A 17,753-nucleotide genomic window follows, 5' to 3' on the forward strand; every position below is an offset into this window, starting at 1 on the left:
AAGGATACCGTTGACCTCTGCCCTGGAAATCGCCGCCAATGTCGTCATGACGGTTTCCATCGTGCTGGCGGGGCGCAACAATGTGCACTCGTGGTGGCTGGGCGTGGTGGGCTGCTCGATGTTTGCCGCGCTGTTCTACGGCGTCAACCTGTACGCCGACGTCGCGCTGCAGCTGTTCTTCATCGTCACCTGCCTGATCGGCTGGCTGCGCTGGGTGCGCGGCGACGCCGGTTCCGCGCTGCCGATCAGCCGCGCGCGGCTGGGCGCGCTGGGCTGGATGGTCGCCGTCGGCCTGGCCGCCACCGTCGTCTACGGCCTGATGCTGCAGGCTTACACCAACGCCTACGCCCCCTTCATCGATTCCGCCGTGCTGATGTTCAGCATCGTGGCCCAACTGCTGCTGATGGGGCGGCGGCTGGAAACCTGGCCGTTCTGGCTGCTGGTGAATACCATCTCGGTGCCGCTGTACGCCAGCCGGGGGCTGTATCTGACCGCCGTGCTGTATGCGGCTTATTGGCTCAATGCGCTGGTCTCGTGGTTGTTCTGGCGCCGCCAAATGACAAAGGAGACATCATGCAATGGTTCTATGACCTGAAAATCGGCAGGAAGCTGATACTGGCGTTCGCGCTGGTCATTGCGCTGACCTGTTTCCTGGGCCTGTTCTCGCTGGGGCAGCTGGCCAAGGTCAACCAGGCGTCCACCGACATCGCCACCAACTGGCTGCCGGCGGTGCGCTACCTGGGACAGATGCAGGCGTCGATGTCGCGCTACCGCATCTCCGAGGCGACCCACATCCTGCTGGCGGAAGACAGCGAAATGACGGCCACCGACAAGTCGATGGCGACCCGGCTCGAGACGCTGCGCAAGCAGCAGGCCGCGTACGCGGCGCTGGTGTCGGAGCCGGAGGAAAAGCGCATCTACGGCGAGCTGCAGAAGTCGCTCGACGACTACCTCGCCACCAGCGGCAAGCTGACCGCGCTGTCGCGCGAAGGCAAGAAGGATGAGGCGCGCGCGCTGTTCCGCGGCGGCTCCAACAAGCTGTTCCGCCAGGCCAACGAGCAGCTCGACGCGCTGATCAAGATCAACGACGATGGCAGCGCCGGCGCCGACCGCTCCGCCGGCGACACCTACGCGATGTCGCGCAGGCTGATCCTCGGCACGCTGGCGGTGCTGATCGTGGTCAGCATGGTGCTGGCGACGGCGGTGGCGCGCATCGTCTCGACGCCGCTGGAAGAGGCGGTGACGATCGCCCAGCGCGTCGCCGACGGCGACCTGACCGGCCACATCGTCAGCCATGCCAGGGATGAAACCGGCCAGCTGATGGACGCGCTCAAGGCCATGAACGACAGCCTGCTGCGGGTGGTGGGCCAGGTGCGCAGCGGCACCGACACCATCGCCACGGCGTCGGCGGAAATCGCCAGCGGCAACCTGGACCTGTCCAGCCGCACCGAAGGCCAGGCCAGTTCGCTGGAGGAAACCGCGTCGGCGATGGAGGAACTGACCAGCACCGTCAAGCAGAACGCCGACAACGCGCGCCAGGCCAACCAGCTGGCGCAATCGGCGTCCGGCACCGCCGCCGACGGCGGCAAGGTGGTGGGCGAGGTGATCGCGACGATGGAATCGATCAGCGCGTCGTCGCGCAAGATCGTCGACATCATCAGCGTCATCGACGGCATCGCGTTCCAGACCAACATCCTGGCGCTGAACGCGGCGGTCGAGGCGGCGCGCGCCGGCGAACAGGGACGCGGCTTCGCCGTGGTGGCCACCGAGGTGCGCAACCTGGCCCAGCGCAGCGCGGCGGCGGCCAAGGAAATCAAGGCGCTGATCGACGATTCGGTAGTGCAGGTCGACAGCGGCACGGCGCTGGTGCAGCAAGCCGGCAGCACGATGGCGGCCGTGGTGGCCAGCGTGCAGCGGGTCAGCGACGTGGTGGCGGAAATCTCCTCCGCCAGCAGCGAGCAGAGCACCGGCATCGAGGAAGTCAACAAGGCCATCGTGCAGATGGACGAGGTGACGCAGCAGAACGCCGCGCTGGTCGAGCAAGCGGCGGCGGCCGCCGGCGCGCTTCAGGACCAGGCCGCCAGCCTGGCCGGCGTGGTCAGCGTGTTCCGCCTGCGCTGACTCTCGGCGTCAGCCCTGCGGCGTCTTGCGCAGCTGGTTGGCCTGGCGGAAGGCGCTGGGCGTGATGCCCATGCGCTCGCGGAAGGCGGTGGCGAAGTTGCCGGCGTTGTTGAAGCCGATCAGCAGCGCGATATCCTGCACGTCGATGTCGGTTTCCCTCAGCAGCTCCTCGCCGCGCCGTATGCGCGCCTCGCGGATGTAGGCGAACACCGTCATGCCGGTTTGCTCGCGGAAGACCTGCGACAATTTTTCGCGGTAGGTGCCGACGTTGCGGGCGATCTCGGCCAGGCCGGGCAGCGACGCCAGGTTGTCGGCGATCAGGCGCTTGGCGGCGTTGACGATGACCGCGTCCGGTTCGGCGTCCGGGGTGCCGGCGGCCGCCGGCTGAGCGGGCGAGTGTGCCTGTGCCTGCGACTGCGCCTGGCTGGCGCGGCGCGCCAGGTTCAGGTGCACCTGGATGCGCGCCGCCAGTTCCCCCGATGAAAACGGCTTGGATACGAAATCGACGCCGCCTATCGACAAGCCCATGATGCGCTCCTCGTCGGCATCGGCGCCGCTGAGGAAGATGATGGGGATATGTTCGGTGACGGGATTGGCCTTGAGCAGCCGGCAGGCGGTGTAGCCGTCCATATTGGGCATGCGCACATCGAGCAGGATCAGGTCGGGCTGATCGGCCAGCGCCAGCTGGTAGCCCTGCAGGCCGTTGAAGGCGACCGACACGCGATACGGCAATTCGCTCAGCAGGTCGACCAGCACCCGCTGTTCGAACGCGGAATCGTCCACGATGAGGATCTTGCGCTGTTGGCTGTCGCTGGCATTTTGCATGGCCGGCCCTGATACATGGTTGATAAGGTTTTGTCACGCCCTGTTGCGTATTATGCCTATCTTTTAAAATTTTTTGATAGTTTTCTCCTGTAGAGCTCGGCTTGCATGGTTGTTGCAAATTTTGCCTATCCTCAAAATATTTTTCATAGATTTCTACGCTAGCAAAACCGTAGCCGCCTGTGGCAAAAGCACGTGTTTCCTGGATCGTTAATAATGAAATCGACTGTTCAGGGCGGCGCCCGCCGACCCGGAAAATCGTAGAAGAATCAATCCTATTGTGCAAAATGCAATTTTTGTTTGCTAATCTGGAACAGAGGAGTCAAAAAATGAAACATACCGATTTTGGTCGCATGTCCTGCCCCATCGCACGCAGCCTGGGCAAGGTGGGTGAGTGGTGGAGCATCCTGATCCTGCGCGACGCCTTTTATGGCCTGTCGCGTTTCGACGAATTTGAAAAGAGCCTGAAGATCGCGCCGAACATGCTGACCCGCCGCCTGGCCGGGCTGGTCGAAGGCGGCCTGATGGAGCGCCGCCTGTACAGCACCCGTCCGCCGCGCTACGAATATGTGCTGACCAAGTCCGGCCGCGATTTCAAGCCGGTGCTGCTGGCCTTCATCGCTTGGGGCAACGACCACCTGGCACCGGAAGGCGCCAGCCTGCTGGTGGTCAGCCGCGAAACCGGCAAACCGGCCGACCAGGTGCTGGTCGACGCCAACAGCGGCCTGGCCATCAACGACGAGGACTATATGTTCGCGCCGGGACCTGCCGCCACCGACGTGATGCGCACGCGCCTGATCGAAATCAGCAAGCACGCTTCCTGACACGCTACAACGCCGGTTCCAGCTGGGAGTAGACGGCGTTGGCCACCTTGGCCAGCGCCGCCTTGTCCAGGTTGCCGGACAGGGCATAGCCGAACTGCCCGTCTATCCAGTAGAACACGCCGACCTGGCCTTCCTGTGCAAAGCGGAAGCCGGTTTCCCGGTTGTGCGTTTGTTCCGTCGATACATACAGCGTCAGGCGCGCGCCGCCGGCGTCGCGGTACATGAATTGCGCCACCGGCCCGCTCTGACCGGGCAGCAAACGTCCCCCTTCCAGCTCATAGCCCTGCGCCGCCAGTTGCGGCGGTTTCAGCGGCGCGCCCAGGCGTTTCGACAGCCAGGCCACCAGGTGCGCCTGCTGGTCGGCGCCCACTTCGACCGGGTGCCGCACTTCCGGCGTGTAGACCACGTGGGCCAGCGCGGCGCGGCGCGGCAGCGCGGCCAGGCTGGCGGCCGCGTTCGGCGCATTGTCGGCCGACAGCGCCTGCAGCGCGGCCTGGTCGGCGGCGCCGTGCAGCAGCCAGCCGGCGCCGCCGCCGGCCAGCGTCAGCGCCAGCATCGCGGCGGCGCGCAGCGGCAGCGGCCACGCTGGGGCTGGGCCTGGGCCCCGGCCTGGCGGGCGCGCCGTCATCGCCGCCGGCACCGGCTCGTCCAGCAGCGGGTTGAAGACCGCGCGCAGTGCGGCGTTTTGTTCGCGGTAGGCTTGCAGCCGGGCCGCTTCGGCCGGATGCAGTTCCAGATAGGTATCGACCGCGCCGGCGCGCGCCGGCGGCAGGCGGCCATCGACCCAGGCTTGCAGTTCGGCTTCGGTTACGGTGGCGTTCATTTGACGACCTTTAGCGGAGAGGGCAGGGGCTGGCCCGCCATAATCAGGCGCAGCCTTTCGCGCGCACGGGACAGGCGCGACATCACGGTGCCCAGCGGAATATCCAGCGCGGCGGCCACTTCGTCGTAACTCAATTCTTCCAGCGCCACCAGCAGCAGCACGTCGCGCTGTTCGGGCGGCAATTGTTGCAGCGCCCGGTCCATGTCGCGCAGGGCGAGGCGGCCGGCGGCGCCATCGACGCCGGCCAACGGCAGGTCGTCATCGAGCGCTTCGGTGGCCAGCGCCGGGCGGCGCTGGCTGTCCACATGCAGGTTGTGCATGATGCCGAACAGCCAGGCGCGCATGTCGCTGCCGCGCCGCCACGAGGACAGCTTGTCCCAGCCGCGTTCGATGGTGTCCTGCACCAGGTCGTCGGCGTCGGCGCGGCCGCCCAGCAGCGCCCGCGCGTAGCGGCGCAGGCGCGGGATACAGGCGACCAGGCGCTCGCCGTCGTCTTGCAGCGACATGGATGGGCTTAGTCCTTGACGACGTGCCAGATGTCCTTGAAGTTGTCGCCGTTGCGGTCGCCCGGCTTGACGTCCTTCTTGAACGTGTACAGCGGCTTGCCGTTGTAGGCCAGCTGCTTGGCGCCGTCGTCACGGGTGATCACCGAATACGGCGGGGCCACGCTGGCGGACGGTGCCACGGCTGGCCAGTTCTCGCTGCACGGACCGTTGCAGGCGCTCTTGCCGGCGCTGTCCTTGTCGAAGGTGTAGACGGTCATGCCGGCACTGTTGACCAGCACGCCGTCCTTTTTCATGACGTCGTCGGCATGGGCGGCGCCGGCCAGCAGCGCGGCGGCGAGGAGGGAGGTCAGGCGTATCATGGTTTTCATGGCGTTTTCCTTGGTATGGTTGAGTGAACTGCGGACGTTGCAATTGCGTATACGTAAGGGACGGCCCGTATATTCCCGCGACCGTAAAATAAATCTCCGATCAGTTCATCTTGAGAGGGGAACAACATGAATAAACTCCATCGCATCATCACCGCCAGCCTGGCCGCTGCGGCAATGACGTCATCCTACGCCCAAACGCTGAACAAGGGCGATCAGCACATACTCGCACAGCTGGCGCAGGCCAATATGGCCGAGATCGCGGCCGGCAAGATCGCACTGGAAAAAGCGTCGTCGCAGGAGGTCAAGACCTTCGCCCAGCAGATGGTGGACGATCACACCAAGGGCCTGCAAGCGGTGCAGGACGTGGCGCGCAGCAAGAACGTCACGCTGCCGACCGAGCCGGACGCCAGGCACAAGAAAATGGCCGACAAGCTCAACGGCCTGAGCGGCACGGCCTTCGACAAGGCCTACCTGGCCAATGCCGGCGTGCGCGACCACAACGAGGCGCACAAGCTGGTCGCCAGCGCGCAAAAGAAAGCCAGCGATCCTGACGTCAAGGCGCTGGCCGCCAAGCTGCAGCCGACCGTCGACCAGCACTTGCAAACCGTGCAAGCAATGGCGGCCGGCGGCAACTCCAAACAGTAGCGCCGGATATTTCTTCCAGCAAGATAATTTCCGTGTGGAACTAAATTCTCTTTGATTTCAGGGACTTGGAAGGGAGGAATAGTGCCGTCCGTAAACTGTGGAATAATGCCGGCTATGGCGTTATATGCGCCCAGGCAATGGGCTGCGGCCCACAGGAAAAGGAAGTCATTTGGTGGATATGTTTGCGCTCGATGAAGAGCTGGCGCAGTGGCAGGAGGAGTTGTCGGAAGCGCAAGGCTTGCCCCGCCTGCGGCTGTTGACGGCGCTCGCCTGGCACAACCGCCAGCGCGACCCGGAGCGCGCGCAAGCCCTTTCCGCAGAGATTGTTCCGCTGCTGGACCTGCTGCCGCCGTCGCACGTGACGCTGAGCCGCGCCCGACTGCTGCTGATCTCCGCCGAATCCGAATGGCTCAACGGCCAGCTTGACTCCGCCCAGTACCAGGCCGAACAGGCGCTGGCGCTGTGTGACCAAGCCGCCGCCGTGCTGCCGGAGGAGTCCAGCCTGGGCCGCGCCGACGCCTGCTGGGTGCTGGCCTGGATCGCCAACGATCGCGGCGCCAGCTCCACCGGCGACGGCTGGCTGGAACGGGCGGCCGCCGCCGCGCGCGCCGGCGCCGATCCGGTGCGCGTCGACGTCATCGACGCCGCCGCCGGCATCTGCGACACCTTCGGCGACTGGCAGCTTGCGCAGCAACGCTGGAGCGGCCGCTTCAGCGCCGGCCTGGACGGCGTGGCGCCCATCGCCGCCGGCTGGATCAGTGACTTCTTCGGCACCTGCGCGTTCCAGCGCAGCGAGTACGGCCGCGCCATCGGCCACCTGATGCTCAGTTTTGAAACCGCGCTGGCGACGGGGCAGATACGCCGCGCGGTCATCGTCGCCACCAACATCGGCAACGGCTTCACCAGCCTGAACGCGCATGAAGCGGCGCTGGACTGGATGCAGCGCGGCCTCGATCTGGCGCGCCCCACCGGCTGGCCGCTGAGCATCGGCATGTGCCTGATGCAGACCGCCGAAACGCTGCGCCAGCTGGGCCAGCGCGAAGCGGCGCAATCGCTGCTGCGCGAAGCGCTGGCGACGCTGGCGCCGTTGTCAGGTTCGCGCGCCTACGCGGTGGCGCTGGAATACCAGGGCGACCTGGCGCTGGACCTGGGCAACCACGCGGCGGCGCTGGACAGCTTCACCCGCCTGGCCTCGCGCGGCGATGCGCTGGGCCAGAGCGATTTCCAGAGCAGCGCGCGTCGCGGCCAGGCACACGCGCTGTCGCACCTTGCGCGTCCCGCCGAGGCGCTGGCGGCTGCGCAAGGCGCGCTGACGCTGGCGCGCGAGCATGCCGACGCCTCCAGCCAGATCGCCGCGCTCAGCGTGTTGGCCGACATCCATGCGCGCCACCGGCTGCCGGCGCCGGCCGACATGAAGGCCGCCAACCCGATGCTGCATTACCTGCAGCTGGCGCTGGAAATCGCCGCCACCATCGAAGGCTACACGGTGCCGGGATCGCTGCTCGACGCGACCGCGCGCGAGCATGCCGCCATCGGCGATTTCGAACGCGCCTATGCGATCTCGCTGCAGGCCAGCGCCTCGCGCGATTTGACGCACAGCCAGCAGGCCACCAACCGCGCCATCGCGATGCAGGTGCAATACCAGACCGAGCGCGCGCAGACGGAGGGCGAGCATCACCGCCAGCTGGCCGCCGCCGAGGCGCAGCGCGCCGCAGTGCTACAGCAGACCAGCGCCACGCTGGAGCATCTGAGCGCGATCGGCCAGGAGATCACCGCGCACCTGGATGCGGCGGCGGTGTTCCGTGCGCTGGACCGCCACGTGCACGGCCTGCTCGACGCCACCCACTTCTCGATCTTCCTGCTGGAGCCCGGTGGCGAGTGGCTGGCCTGCGCCTTCGGCGTCGAGGTGGGCAGGCCGCTGCCCGCGGTGCGCGTGCCGCTGTCGGATCCGAACGCCAATTCGGCGCGCTGCGTGCGCGAGCGCCGCGAGATCCTGGTGGAGCTGGGCGAGGAGGATGTCACGCCGAACCTGATCCCCGGCACGCTGCAGACTCTGAGCCTGCTGTTTGCGCCGCTGCGCGTGGGCGACCGCGTGCTGGGCGTGATGACGGTGCAGTCGCTGCGGGCGGGCGCCTACGGCGAACGCGAACGGCTGATCTTCCGCACGCTGTGCGCCTACGGTGCGATCGCGCTCGACAACGCCAGCGCCTACCGCCAGGTGGCGGCGACGCTGAAGACGCTGAGCACGACGCAGGAACAGCTGCTGGAAAAGAACCTGGAACTGGAGCGGGCCTACAAGGCGCTGGAGGAGGTCAGCCTGACCGACCAGCTGACGGGCCTGCGCAACCGCCGCTTCTTCCTGCAGAATGTCGACGCCGATGTCGCCATGAGCCTGCGCGGCTACGACGCCGGCCAGCACCGCGAGCTGACCGAATGCGATCTGCAGGCGGCCAACGACCTGGTGTTCTTCATGGTTGACCTGGACCACTTCAAGGAAGTGAATGACCGCTACGGCCACGCGGCCGGCGATGCGATCCTGGTGCAGATGCAGGAGCGCCTGCGCGAGGTGTTCCGCGAATCGGACTACGTCATCCGCTGGGGCGGCGAGGAATTCCTGGTGCTGGCGCGCGCCACGCATCGCGACGAGGCGCGGGCGGTGGCCGAGCGCATGCGCCGCGCGGTGGCGGACCGCGACTTCGACCTGCCGGACGGCGGCCGCCTGGCCAAGACCTGTTCGATCGGCTTTGCCTGCTTCCCGTTCATGCCGGAGCAACCGCGCCTGCTGTCCTGGTCGCAGGTGGTGGAACTGGCCGATCAGGGCCTGTACATCGCCAAGCGTTCCGGCCGCAATGCCTGGGCGGCCTTGTACAGCACCGAGGCCTCGCGGCCGGACGGCATCTTCCCGCGCCTGATGCGACAGCTGGACCAGGCGCTGACGGACGGCGAGGTGCGGCTGGTAAGCAATTTGACCGGGCCGCTGGTACTGGACGGCGAGCGTCGCCGCGTCGGCCTGTCGAGCGATCTGGAAACCTAAGGCGCTTCCACCACCACGTCACAATTGAGCGTATTGGCGATGTAGCACTTGTCGTGCGCCTCGTGGTGGATCGCCTCCAACTCTTCCGCACCAGGCGGCGCCGTGCCGGCGAAGGTGATCGCCGGGCGCAGCGTGATGCGCGTCATCGCCATTTTCCCTTGGGCGTTTTTACCCAGCAGGCCGATGGCGTTGTCGCGATACGCATCGACCGTGTGGCCCCGCTTGGCCGCGATCGACAGGAAGAACAGCATATGGCAGCTGGATGCGGCGGCCACCAGCGCTTCCTCGGGATCGACGGCGGCGGCGTCGGACATCGGCAGCGGCACGGACAGCGGCGAGGAGGAGGCGGGCACCGTGGCGCCACCGTCGAAATGCCAGGCGTGCGCGCGACTGTAGCGCTGCCCGTGAAAATCCTGCCCGTTGCGGTTCCACTCCACCTGTGCTTCGAATTGCATATTCCGCTCCTTCGATGAGATGGCCCATATGATAACCCTTTGCTTGCGTTTTGCTTGCGCTTTTACTTGATATACTGTCGGCTCATCCCCTCGCACCCTACGCCATGACCAAGACGCGCTGCAGCTGGGCCAATCCGGCCAATCCCCTTTATCTTGAATACCACGACAAGGAATGGGGCGTGCCTTGCCACGACGAGCGCCGTTTGTTCGAGATGCTGAACCTGGAAGGCGCGCAGGCCGGCCTGAGCTGGGAGACGATACTCAACAAGCGCGAGAACTACCGCGCCGCCTTCGACCAGTGGGACGCCGAAAAAATCGCCGCCTACGATGCGGACAAGGTGGCCGAGCTGCTGGCCAATGCCGGCATCGTGCGCAACCGCCTGAAGGTGGCGGCGGCGATCACCAATGCCCAGGCCTACCTTCGCCTGCGCGACAGCGGAACGACGCTAGACCAGTGGCTGTGGGCATACGTGGCAGGCAAACCGCTGGTCAATGGCAAGGGTCCGCGTCCGGCGAAGACGGAGCTGTCGGACCGCATCTCCAAGGACCTGGCCAAGCTGGGATTCAAGTTTGTCGGCTCGACGATTATCTACGCCTACATGCAGGGCATCGGCATGGTGAACGATCACGATCCGGCCTGCTTCTGCAGGGCGCGCAAGTAATGACACAGCGGACTCGCCGGGTGGTGCTCGATACCGATTTCGGACTCGGCGAGCGCTTCATGGCGGCATGGCGGGAGCGCGCGCAGAAGGGCGGCCTGCAAAGTAAACTGCATTACGTGGCGGTGGTGGCTCAAGTGCCGCCGGCGGCGCAGATAGCCGATGCGCAGCTGCGCTCCTTGTGGCCGCTGAATGTGCCGGGCTTACACCGCATCCTGCTCGACGATGGCCGCGTGACGCTGGACCTGCTGGCCGGCGCGTTGGACGCGGTGCTGCCGCAGATAGATGCGCGCGTCGATGCGTTCCACGTCGCGGCGATGCCCGCGCCGAGTGCGACGGCTCTGGCGCGCGGCCTGGCGAAGCTGGCGGTGCAGGGCGCGAGCCTGCGCGCCGAGGCGCCGGACGAAGCGCTGGTGTGGGCATTGACCGCGGCAGGCTTTAGCTGCCAGACCATCGAAGGCACGCACGATGTCGGCGCCGTCTACCAAAGCCGCAGGCCGCAGCCAGCCGCGCCGCCGGAACCGGTACGCCGCGCCATCGTGATCGGCGCCGGACTGGCCGGCTCCTCCGCTTGCCAGCGCCTGTGCGCGAACGGCTGGCAAGTCACGCTGATCGAACGGCACGCGGAACCGGCGCAGGAGGCGTCCGGCAATTTGGCCGGCATCTTCATGCCGCTGCTGTCGAAGGACGACAACATCCCCACGCGGCTGAGCCGCGCCGCCTATCTGTTCGCCCTGCGCGAGTGGCAGCGGCTGGGCGGCGTCGGCGCTGCGTTCGACGGCCAGCGTTGCGGCGTGCTGCAGCTGGCGCGCGACGCCGCGCATGCCAAGGTCCAGCGGGAGGTAGTCGAAGCCTGGAACTACCCGCCGGAGTACGCGCGCTGGCTGGATGCCGGCGCGGCCGGCGAACTGCTGGGCGCCGCGACGCCCGACGGCGGCTGGCTGTTCGAACTGGGAGGATGGGTGCGTCCGTCATCGTTGTGCGAGGCGATGTTGCTGGCATGTGGCGACCATTTGTTCCGCGTGTTCTGCGCCGAGGCGCTGGACCTGCGGCGCGTCGATGGCGAATGGCAGGTGCGCGGGCGCGATGGCGAACTGCTGGCGCAAGCGCCGACGGTGGTGCTGGCCAACGGCACCGGCGCCGTCAACGTGGCGCAGGCCGCCGAACTGCCGCTGGCCGCGCTGCGCGGCCAGGTCACCCACCTTGCGGCGCAGGACGCACCGCAATTGTCGCTGGTGGTCTGCCGCGAAGCCTATGTCACGCCACCGGCGAACGGCATCGTCTGCGCCGGCGCCACCTACGACAACGACGGCGATCCATCCTTGCGCGCCACCAGCCAACTGGAAAACATCACCCGTCTCGCGGAGATCGTGCCCGGCGACGCCGTGGCCGCGCTGGCGGCCAGTGCGCCGCTGGCGGGCCGCGTCGGCTTCCGCTGCGCCGCGCCGGACCGCCTGCCGCTGGCGGGCGCGCTGCCCGATTACCCTTCCGCCGGCCGCCTTGAACGCCTGCGCGACGTGCCGCGCCATCCCGGCCTGCATTGCCTGCTGGGCTATGCGTCGCGTGGCCTGATCTGGGCGCCGTTGATGGCCGAACTGCTGGTCGCGCAACTGGAAAACGCGCCGCCGCCGCTGGAGGCCACGCTGGTCGAGGCGCTCGATCCCGGCCGCTTCCTGCTCAAACAGCGTCGCCGCAGCCAATAGAGTCGTTGCGTTCGCGCAAACGCGCAGGCATCCTTGCGTTGGCGCTGTCATGTCCGACAGGATATAATCCGAACACCATACCAATGCCGTCCACGGAGAGCCGAACGATGGATGAAGACGATGCGCAGCACCATGAAGGATCGCCGGAGCTGTTCATGTTCCTGGCATCGACTGTGCACGACATGAAAAATTCCATCAGCGTCCTCAGTGGCACGCTGGAGAACTTGCTGGCCGGCGCGGGCCAACCCGCCGCCGTTCCCGAGCCGCCCGATTACGACCAGCTGGCGCAGATGCTGTATCAAACCAAGCGCCTCAACGACAACCTGATCCAGCTGCTGGCGCTGTACAAGGACGTCGGCAAGCCCGGTTACCCGTTCGACCCGGCCGCTCAAAGCATCAGCGAATTGGTGCAGCAGGTGGCGGGGCAGGCGCGCATCCTGCTGCAGTCGCGCGGCATCGCGCTCGATCTCGATTTCCCGCCGGACGCCATCTGGACGCTGGACGAAGACCTGATCATCGGTGTGCTGGTCCACGCCATCAACAACGCGATCCGCTACACGCGCGACCGCATCCGCCTGGCGGTCCGCATCGACGGCGACTACCTCGAACTGCGGGTGGAGGACAACGGCGGCGGCTTCCCGCCGTCCCTGCTCGAAGCGGGTGTCAGCGCGATGGGCAACCGGCGCAGCGGCGTCAATTTCATCAGCAACAGCAGCGGCCTCGGTCTCTACTTCTCCAGCGAAGTGGCGAAGATGCACAAGCACCGCCAGCGCGGCGGCAGCATCGCGCTGGAAAACGGCGGCGCGCTGGGTGGCGGCTGCTTCGTGCTGCGGCTTCCATGAGCGTCGTCGAGCATGCGGCCACCGGCGGCGTCGATTGGGCGGAGAAGCGCTATCTGCTGATCGACGACTTCGTCGGCATCCGCCAGCTGCTGCGCGAATCGCTGCGCAATCTCGGCGCCAAGCATATCGACCAGGCGGCCAGCGGCGGCGAGGCGATGATGCTGCTGTCGAAGACCCGCTACGACGTTGTGCTGTGCGATTACAACCTCGGCGACGGCAAGAACGGCCAGCAGGTGCTGGAGGAGGCGCGCATCCGCAACCTGATGATGCCGAGCAGCGTATGGCTGATGGTCTCCGCCGAAAAGAGCGTCGAGTCGGTGATGGGCGCGGCCGAGCACCAGCCGGATGCCTACATCATCAAGCCGATCACCGAAGGCGTGCTGCTGACGCGCTTGAACCGCGCGTGGAACAAGAAGCAGATCTTCAGCGAAATCGACCAGGCCTTTGCCGACAAGGACTACCTGCGCGCGGCCAAGCTGTGCGAAGAACAGATCGTCCACTATCCGCTGCACGCCGTCGACCTGCTGCGCATGAAGGCGACCTTGCTGCTGAAAAGCGGCGAGCCGGAACAGGCCCGCGCGGTCTACGAAAAGGTGCTCGACGACCGCGATTACAACTGGGCGCGCTGCGGCCTGGCCAAGATCCGCATGAACAACGGCGAGCTGGAATCGGCGCGGCAGATGTTCCAGTCGGTGATCACCGACAACCGCTTTTACATCGACGCCTTCGACCAGCTGGCGCAGTCGTTCCAGCTGCAGGGCAAGACCGAGGAAGCGTTCGACGTGCTGGAGAAGGCGGCCAAGCTGTCGCCGAACTCAGTGCCGCGCCAGCGTGCGCTGGGACAGACGGCGCTCAAGCTGGGCAACATCCCGGTGGCGGAAAAGGCCTTCCGCAAATGCATAGAGATGGGCGAGTACTCGGTGCTGAAAACGGTCGACGCATTTTTCGGCCTGGCGCGCGTGTGCGGGCAGAAGAACGACATCAAGGAAGCCATCCGCCTGCTGAACGCGGCGGTCCACCAGTTCGGCGGCGACCAGGTCACGCTGCGCGCCAAGATCACCGAAGGGCTGGTGTATCACGAAAGCGGCGACTATCGCCGCGCGCGCAAGGCCGGCGACGAGCTGGAAGCCTTGCTGGCCGATGAGAACAAACCGCGGCCGGACACCGACACCTGTCTCGACATGGCGAGCCTGATGTTCGCCGTCGGCGTCAAGGAAGCGCCGGTCGGGCTGCTGGTGTACGTGACCCGCAACAACCATGACAACACGCCGCTGTTGGACGATGTGCAGAAGATCTTCGACAAGGCGCGCATGGGCGACGAGGGCATGGAGCTGATCAAGTCGGCGCGCAAGGAAGCGTCCGACATGATGAACAAGGGCGTGCTGCTGTGGAAAAGCGGCAAGCTGGTCGAGGCGGTCGAGTGGATGCGCGTGGCGCGCAAGGCGCTGCCGCACAATATGCGCATTCTCTTCAATTCGGCGCAGATACTGATCTCCCAATTGCAGCAGACCGGCTATGTGCGCGAGCTGGCCGAGGAGGCCATCGGTGTGCTGATGCATGTCGACGCGATCGCGCCGGGGCAGCAGCGTTTCGCCCAGCTGATGGAGCAGCTGGCGATGCTGGCGCCGGTGTCCGGCGTGGTGGCGGCGGCGGCGGCCAGCGAGTACGAAGCGGCCAACGGCGCCGTGCCGGAATGAGTGCGCAGCGTGACGGATGGACGCAACAGCGAACTTGTTTCCGGATCGGCAAATGATTACACTGGATCGCGGCGCGGCTCTGTCCGCGCCTTGATTCGCTGTCAATATTGAGGGCAAATAAAGGGCACAAAAATATGCGCGATATCGCCAAGGAAGTGTACGTGAAGATGAAAGTGGGCAGCGTGGCCTGGATACGGCCGGTCGCCGCCAAAGGGGATACCCTGGACAGTTTTCAGGCCGCCCACGACAGCGCAAAGCTGCTCGAAGAAGAGGGCCTGATCGATATCGAAAAAGTGCAGCGCCAGGCGGATGGCCTGATCGACGCGATCCGCATCCAGCGCCTGGCTTAGGTTCGGCGTTCCCGCCCGGCTGTTACTTGTCCGCCGCCGCCGGCTTGGCCTTGGCGGGCGGCCGCTTGACCGGTGCTTTTTTCTCCGCCGGCTTGGCTGCTTCGGCGGCCGGCTTGGCCTTGACCGGCGCGGTGGCCGCCGCCGCGAACTTGGCGGCGGTGTCGGTGGCGCGCGCCGCGGCGCTGGCCATCATCGATTCGGACGCCATGGCCGTCGATACGGCCTGCTTGAACTGATCCTGCAGCATATTCCACCAGACAGCCGGATTGGCCATCTGCGCGGCCGCCGCATCGGCGCCCGGCTTGTCGGCCGGGGCGGTGGCTTCCGGCTTGGCTTCCGGCGCCGGTGCGGGCGTTGCCGGCGTCGCGGTCTTTTCCTTGTCGGCCTCGCGGGCGTGGTGGAAGAAGGCCGAGGCGTATGGATTGGCGTCGAAGATCGACTTGTCGTTGCCGGTCGGCTGGTTGACCGCCGCCGCCAGGCTGGCGCCGACCGATTTGAGCGTGGCGATGGTTCCGCGCTGCACCTCCAGCGCCTGGATGGTACCGCGCAGCATGCTCATGTTCAGGTTCAGCCAGGTCTCGACGGCCTTCAGGTCGTTGATCTTCTTGTCCAGTTCTTCGACCGACAGCGTCGGCGCAGTCAGGCCGGGCACGCTCATGGTGCCCCACAGGCTCTTGACGAAGTCCAGCGTATCGTTCATCACACCGGCGCCCGGTATGTTCGGCATTTGCGTATTGGCCATGAAAAGTCTCCTGTGGGAATAGCGTTCAGCGTAGCAGATAACGCGATGGCATTCAAAAGATTTTGACAACATTTCTGATCCGCCGCGTATCGCGGCCGAAAGCGTTAAACTAGCGGCCATGAGCTTATTCACCCATCTATTCCACCGCCGCCGCCTGTTGATTTTATGCGCAGCAACGGTGGCGCTGCATTATGTGGCGATCGACTGGGTGGACAACCGGCTCGGCAACGAGGCGGCGCGGCCGATGCCGCAGCCGTCGCTGATGACGGCGCAATTGCGGCTGACCTTGCCCAAGCATGTCGACACGCCGCCGTCGGCCGAGGTGCAACCCTTGCCGCCCGCCGCCAAGCCGCCGCGCAAGCCGAAACCCAGGCCCGAACCCGAACCGGTGCTGGACCAGCCGGAAGAGCCGGCTCCGGCCGCCAGCAGCGCGGCTGCGGCGGATGCCGGCGCATCAACCCCGGCGGCGGGAGAGGTTGCCGCCACGCCGGACGCCGGCGCCAACCAGTCCGGCGCCGCGCAGGCGCAAACCGCGGCGCCGCCGGCGGCCGACGCGGAAGCGGCCAAGCCGGCCGCGCCGGTCGCGGCGGCCGAGGAGGAGCCCAGGAGCGCGCGCCGCTACAAGGTCAATCTGCCGCCGTCCGCGCGTTTCGAGATGGACGTGGCGCGGGTCGATGCCGACGGCACCAACTGGACGGGCTCCGCCGGCATGACGTGGCATACTGACGGCAGCAAGTACGAAGCCTCGGCCGAGGCGGGCATCAGCCTGCTGGTCACGCGCCTGAATTTGCTGGTCGCGCGCAGCCGCGGCACGATCGACGACTACGGCATCTCCCCGGACACGGCCACGGAAAAGCGCGCGCGCCGCGCCGAAACCGCGACCCATTTCAACCGCGACGCCGGCACCATCACGTTTTCCGCGTCCGAGCGCAGCTACCCGCTGCTGGCGGGCGCGCAGGACAAGACCACGGTGCCGTTCCAGCTGGGCGGCATCGGCCGGGCCGACGTCAACCAGTTCCGCAGCGATATCGAGATACAAGTCGGCGAGGACAAGGAGGCGACGATTTTCCGCTTCCAGCTGGTCGGCGAGGAAGAGCTGGACACCAGGATGGGCAAGATCGTGACCTGGCACCTGAGCCGGCCGCCGCGTCCCGGCAGTTATTCGTCGCGGTTCGACATCTGGCTGGCGCCGGGGCTGAACTGGTACCCGATCCAATTCCGTAATACCGAAGCGAGCGGCGCGCTGACCACGCAGACCGTCACCAAGATCATCAAGACCGAACCTGGAAAGTGAAACGCATGCGAACCTCTATTATCCTTGGCCTGCTGGGCGCCACCGTGCTGCTGGCGGGCGCCGCGCAAGCGGCCGACGCGCCGGGCGACCACCCGAGCGTCAAGCGTCCGACCAGCATGCCGCCGTCGGCCGACCTGAGCTACTCGCTGAAGATCAAGCAGAGCGGGCTGTCGCTCAACGGCCAGGCCAGCGTGCAGTGGCGCGCGGGCGAGGGCAAGTACTCGATCGTCACCGAGAGCCGCGCCGCGATCTTCGGCAAGGTGGTGGAAAACCGCAGCGAAGGCGCGATCGACGATTTCGGCCTGGCGCCGGCCACGTTCTACGAGAAGCGCTTCCGCAAGGAGCCGTACACGACGTCGTTCAAGCGCGACGCCAAGACCATCACCTTCACCGAGAGCGACGTCAGTTACCCGATCAAGGGCGGCGAGCAGGATCGCTCCAGCGCCCAGTGGCAGCTGGCGGCCCAGGCGCGCGCCACGCCGGACAAGTTCAAGCCGGGCAGCGAATGGCAGTACTTCGTCGCCGGCCGCCGCGACGCGGAGCCGTGGACCTTCAAGGTGGTCAAGACCGAGGCGGTGCAGATCGGCACCGGCGAGGTGCAGGCCGTCCACCTGGTCAAGGCGCCGCCGCCGGACAAGGAAGGCCAGCAGGTCGACCTGTGGCTGGCGCCGTCCATGGACTGGTACCCGGTCCGCGTACGCTTCAACGACAGTGACGGCGACTTTGTCGACCAGACACTGGAAAAGGTCGTGAAGAAGTAGCCGCCTGCTATACTGACGCCCCCGCGATGATAATGCTTTGTTGCAATAATTGTAATCGCGTTGAGCAACCCAAATCCGGGGTCAGGTCCAGATCCGGGGTCAGATCC

The 17,753-nt window shown here is 66.3% G+C and carries 18 protein-coding genes; 12 read left to right on the forward strand and 6 right to left on the reverse strand.

Translation table 11 applies throughout. The features are described 5' to 3' along the window. The first annotated feature begins 10 nt into the window (after positions 1 to 10). Positions 11 to 595: a nicotinamide riboside transporter PnuC gene (gene pnuC / locus ACSQ3S_RS04515; RefSeq protein ID WP_353405049.1), complete on the forward strand. Its 585-nt coding sequence runs from the start codon at positions 11 to 13 to the stop codon at positions 593 to 595. Then, positions 574 to 2,121 (forward strand): methyl-accepting chemotaxis protein, encoded by a 1,548-nt coding sequence (locus tag ACSQ3S_RS04520; protein WP_176655363.1) that lies wholly within the window; start codon positions 574 to 576, stop codon positions 2,119 to 2,121. The genes pnuC and ACSQ3S_RS04520 overlap by 22 nt, the downstream gene beginning before the upstream one ends. A 9-nt stretch (positions 2,122 to 2,130) precedes the next feature. On the opposite strand, the gene ACSQ3S_RS04525 is transcribed toward ACSQ3S_RS04520, so the two are convergent. Beyond that, positions 2,131 to 2,946, reverse strand: coding sequence for a response regulator transcription factor (locus ACSQ3S_RS04525; RefSeq protein ID WP_413448745.1), 816 nt, complete (start codon positions 2,944 to 2,946; stop codon positions 2,131 to 2,133). A gap of 326 nt (positions 2,947 to 3,272) precedes the next feature. On the opposite strand from ACSQ3S_RS04525, the gene ACSQ3S_RS04530 reads away from it, so the two are divergent. Then, positions 3,273 to 3,767 carry a winged helix-turn-helix transcriptional regulator gene (locus ACSQ3S_RS04530; protein ID WP_176655365.1) on the forward strand — a complete coding sequence of 165 codons (495 nt, stop codon included), beginning with the start codon at positions 3,273 to 3,275 and terminating at the stop codon, positions 3,765 to 3,767. 4 nt (positions 3,768 to 3,771) lie between these two features. On the opposite strand, the gene ACSQ3S_RS04535 is transcribed toward ACSQ3S_RS04530, so the two are convergent. Genes ACSQ3S_RS04535 through ACSQ3S_RS04545 form a run of 3 tightly spaced genes read right to left on the reverse strand, consistent with a single transcriptional unit; the run spans position 3,772 to position 5,464 of the window. Next, positions 3,772 to 4,590 (reverse strand): anti-sigma factor family protein, encoded by an 819-nt coding sequence (locus ACSQ3S_RS04535; RefSeq protein ID WP_436141679.1) that lies wholly within the window; start codon positions 4,588 to 4,590, stop codon positions 3,772 to 3,774. Continuing rightward, complete coding sequence (locus ACSQ3S_RS04540) at positions 4,587 to 5,090, reverse strand: RNA polymerase sigma factor (RefSeq protein WP_436144992.1); 504 nt, start codon at positions 5,088 to 5,090, stop codon at positions 4,587 to 4,589. Before ACSQ3S_RS04540 ends, ACSQ3S_RS04535 begins: the two co-directional genes overlap by 4 nt. 14 nt (positions 5,091 to 5,104) lie before the next feature. Further along, a complete protein-coding gene (locus ACSQ3S_RS04545) occupies positions 5,105 to 5,464 on the reverse strand; it encodes a COG4315 family predicted lipoprotein (RefSeq protein WP_176655367.1) in 360 nt (119 codons plus the stop codon). Positions 5,465 to 5,590: 126 nt separating this feature from the next. Between ACSQ3S_RS04545 and ACSQ3S_RS04550 the strand changes: the two genes are divergently transcribed. Both ACSQ3S_RS04550 and ACSQ3S_RS04555 read left to right on the forward strand, forming a co-directional pair. Next, the gene (locus tag ACSQ3S_RS04550; protein WP_436141680.1) at positions 5,591 to 6,109 is read left to right on the forward strand and encodes a DUF4142 domain-containing protein; all 519 of its coding nucleotides are present in this window, start codon (positions 5,591 to 5,593) and stop codon (positions 6,107 to 6,109) included. A 178-nt stretch (positions 6,110 to 6,287) separates the two neighbouring features. Then, positions 6,288 to 9,143, forward strand: a complete 2,856-nt coding sequence (locus ACSQ3S_RS04555; protein WP_436144993.1) for a diguanylate cyclase — start codon at positions 6,288 to 6,290, stop codon at positions 9,141 to 9,143. On the opposite strand, the gene ACSQ3S_RS04560 is transcribed toward ACSQ3S_RS04555, so the two are convergent. Next, the gene (locus ACSQ3S_RS04560; RefSeq protein WP_436141681.1) at positions 9,140 to 9,598 is read right to left on the reverse strand and encodes an OsmC family protein; all 459 of its coding nucleotides are present in this window, start codon (positions 9,596 to 9,598) and stop codon (positions 9,140 to 9,142) included. The two genes, ACSQ3S_RS04555 and ACSQ3S_RS04560, sit on opposite strands and share 4 nt — an antisense overlap. A gap of 104 nt (positions 9,599 to 9,702) precedes the next feature. Here ACSQ3S_RS04560 and ACSQ3S_RS04565 point away from each other — a divergent pair, with 104 nt between their 5' ends. The 5 genes from ACSQ3S_RS04565 to ACSQ3S_RS04585 all read left to right on the forward strand — a co-directional run bounded on the left by ACSQ3S_RS04565 (position 9,703) and on the right by ACSQ3S_RS04585 (position 14,849). Further along, positions 9,703 to 10,260, forward strand: coding sequence for a DNA-3-methyladenine glycosylase I (locus ACSQ3S_RS04565; protein WP_176655370.1), 558 nt, complete (start codon positions 9,703 to 9,705; stop codon positions 10,258 to 10,260). Next, entirely contained in the window at positions 10,260 to 11,960 is a 1,701-nt protein-coding gene (gene mnmC / locus ACSQ3S_RS04570) for an FAD-dependent 5-carboxymethylaminomethyl-2-thiouridine(34) oxidoreductase MnmC (protein ID WP_436141682.1), read from the forward strand. The genes ACSQ3S_RS04565 and mnmC overlap by 1 nt, the downstream gene beginning before the upstream one ends. Positions 11,961 to 12,067: 107 nt before the next feature. Continuing rightward, the gene (locus ACSQ3S_RS04575; RefSeq protein ID WP_436141683.1) at positions 12,068 to 12,802 is read left to right on the forward strand and encodes a sensor histidine kinase; all 735 of its coding nucleotides are present in this window, start codon (positions 12,068 to 12,070) and stop codon (positions 12,800 to 12,802) included. Further along, a complete protein-coding gene (locus ACSQ3S_RS04580; protein WP_176655373.1) occupies positions 12,799 to 14,499 on the forward strand; it encodes a tetratricopeptide repeat protein in 1,701 nt (566 codons plus the stop codon). Before ACSQ3S_RS04575 ends, ACSQ3S_RS04580 begins: the two co-directional genes overlap by 4 nt. Before the next feature lie 134 nt (positions 14,500 to 14,633). Then, positions 14,634 to 14,849 carry a hypothetical protein gene (locus ACSQ3S_RS04585; protein ID WP_176655374.1) on the forward strand — a complete coding sequence of 72 codons (216 nt, stop codon included), beginning with the start codon at positions 14,634 to 14,636 and terminating at the stop codon, positions 14,847 to 14,849. Positions 14,850 to 14,871: 22 nt separating this feature from the next. On the opposite strand, the gene ACSQ3S_RS04590 is transcribed toward ACSQ3S_RS04585, so the two are convergent. Continuing rightward, a complete protein-coding gene (locus tag ACSQ3S_RS04590) occupies positions 14,872 to 15,591 on the reverse strand; it encodes a PhaM family polyhydroxyalkanoate granule multifunctional regulatory protein (RefSeq protein ID WP_176655375.1) in 720 nt (239 codons plus the stop codon). 118 nt (positions 15,592 to 15,709) lie between these two features. Between ACSQ3S_RS04590 and ACSQ3S_RS04595 the strand changes: the two genes are divergently transcribed. Together ACSQ3S_RS04595 and ACSQ3S_RS04600 are read left to right on the forward strand one after the other, a co-directional pair. Beyond that, the gene (locus tag ACSQ3S_RS04595; protein WP_436141684.1) at positions 15,710 to 16,885 is read left to right on the forward strand and encodes a DUF3108 domain-containing protein; all 1,176 of its coding nucleotides are present in this window, start codon (positions 15,710 to 15,712) and stop codon (positions 16,883 to 16,885) included. Positions 16,886 to 16,890: 5 nt separating this feature from the next. Next, on the forward strand, positions 16,891 to 17,646 hold the full coding sequence (locus ACSQ3S_RS04600) for a DUF3108 domain-containing protein (protein ID WP_436141685.1): 756 nt from the start codon (positions 16,891 to 16,893) through the stop codon (positions 17,644 to 17,646). Positions 17,647 to 17,753 lie beyond the last annotated feature (107 nt).

Source organism: Duganella sp. LjRoot269 (genome assembly GCF_964254095.1).
GTDB lineage: Bacteria > Pseudomonadota > Gammaproteobacteria > Burkholderiales > Burkholderiaceae_D > Rugamonas > Rugamonas hordei.

Bases quoted from the DNA above. Each gene is read 5' to 3' on its own strand.
- ACSQ3S_RS04520 (WP_176655363.1), top strand. From the start codon at position 574: ATGCAATGGTTCTATGACCTGAAAATCGGCAGGAAGCTGATACTGGCG.
- ACSQ3S_RS04525 (WP_413448745.1), bottom strand. From the start codon at position 2,946: ATGCAAAATGCCAGCGACAGCCAACAGCGCAAGATCCTCATCGTGGAC.
- ACSQ3S_RS04530 (WP_176655365.1), top strand. From the start codon at position 3,273: ATGAAACATACCGATTTTGGTCGCATGTCCTGCCCCATCGCACGCAGC.
- ACSQ3S_RS04535 (WP_436141679.1), bottom strand. From the start codon at position 4,590: ATGAACGCCACCGTAACCGAAGCCGAACTGCAAGCCTGGGTCGATGGC.
- ACSQ3S_RS04545 (WP_176655367.1), bottom strand. From the start codon at position 5,464: ATGAAAACCATGATACGCCTGACCTCCCTCCTCGCCGCCGCGCTGCTG.
- ACSQ3S_RS04550 (WP_436141680.1), top strand. From the start codon at position 5,591: ATGAATAAACTCCATCGCATCATCACCGCCAGCCTGGCCGCTGCGGCA.
- ACSQ3S_RS04555 (WP_436144993.1), top strand. From the start codon at position 6,288: ATGTTTGCGCTCGATGAAGAGCTGGCGCAGTGGCAGGAGGAGTTGTCG.
- ACSQ3S_RS04560 (WP_436141681.1), bottom strand. From the start codon at position 9,598: ATGCAATTCGAAGCACAGGTGGAGTGGAACCGCAACGGGCAGGATTTT.
- ACSQ3S_RS04565 (WP_176655370.1), top strand. From the start codon at position 9,703: ATGACCAAGACGCGCTGCAGCTGGGCCAATCCGGCCAATCCCCTTTAT.
- mnmC (WP_436141682.1), top strand. From the start codon at position 10,260: ATGACACAGCGGACTCGCCGGGTGGTGCTCGATACCGATTTCGGACTC.
- ACSQ3S_RS04575 (WP_436141683.1), top strand. From the start codon at position 12,068: ATGGATGAAGACGATGCGCAGCACCATGAAGGATCGCCGGAGCTGTTC.
- ACSQ3S_RS04580 (WP_176655373.1), top strand. From the start codon at position 12,799: ATGAGCGTCGTCGAGCATGCGGCCACCGGCGGCGTCGATTGGGCGGAG.
- ACSQ3S_RS04585 (WP_176655374.1), top strand. From the start codon at position 14,634: ATGCGCGATATCGCCAAGGAAGTGTACGTGAAGATGAAAGTGGGCAGC.
- ACSQ3S_RS04590 (WP_176655375.1), bottom strand. From the start codon at position 15,591: ATGGCCAATACGCAAATGCCGAACATACCGGGCGCCGGTGTGATGAAC.
- ACSQ3S_RS04595 (WP_436141684.1), top strand. From the start codon at position 15,710: ATGAGCTTATTCACCCATCTATTCCACCGCCGCCGCCTGTTGATTTTA.
- ACSQ3S_RS04600 (WP_436141685.1), top strand. From the start codon at position 16,891: ATGCGAACCTCTATTATCCTTGGCCTGCTGGGCGCCACCGTGCTGCTG.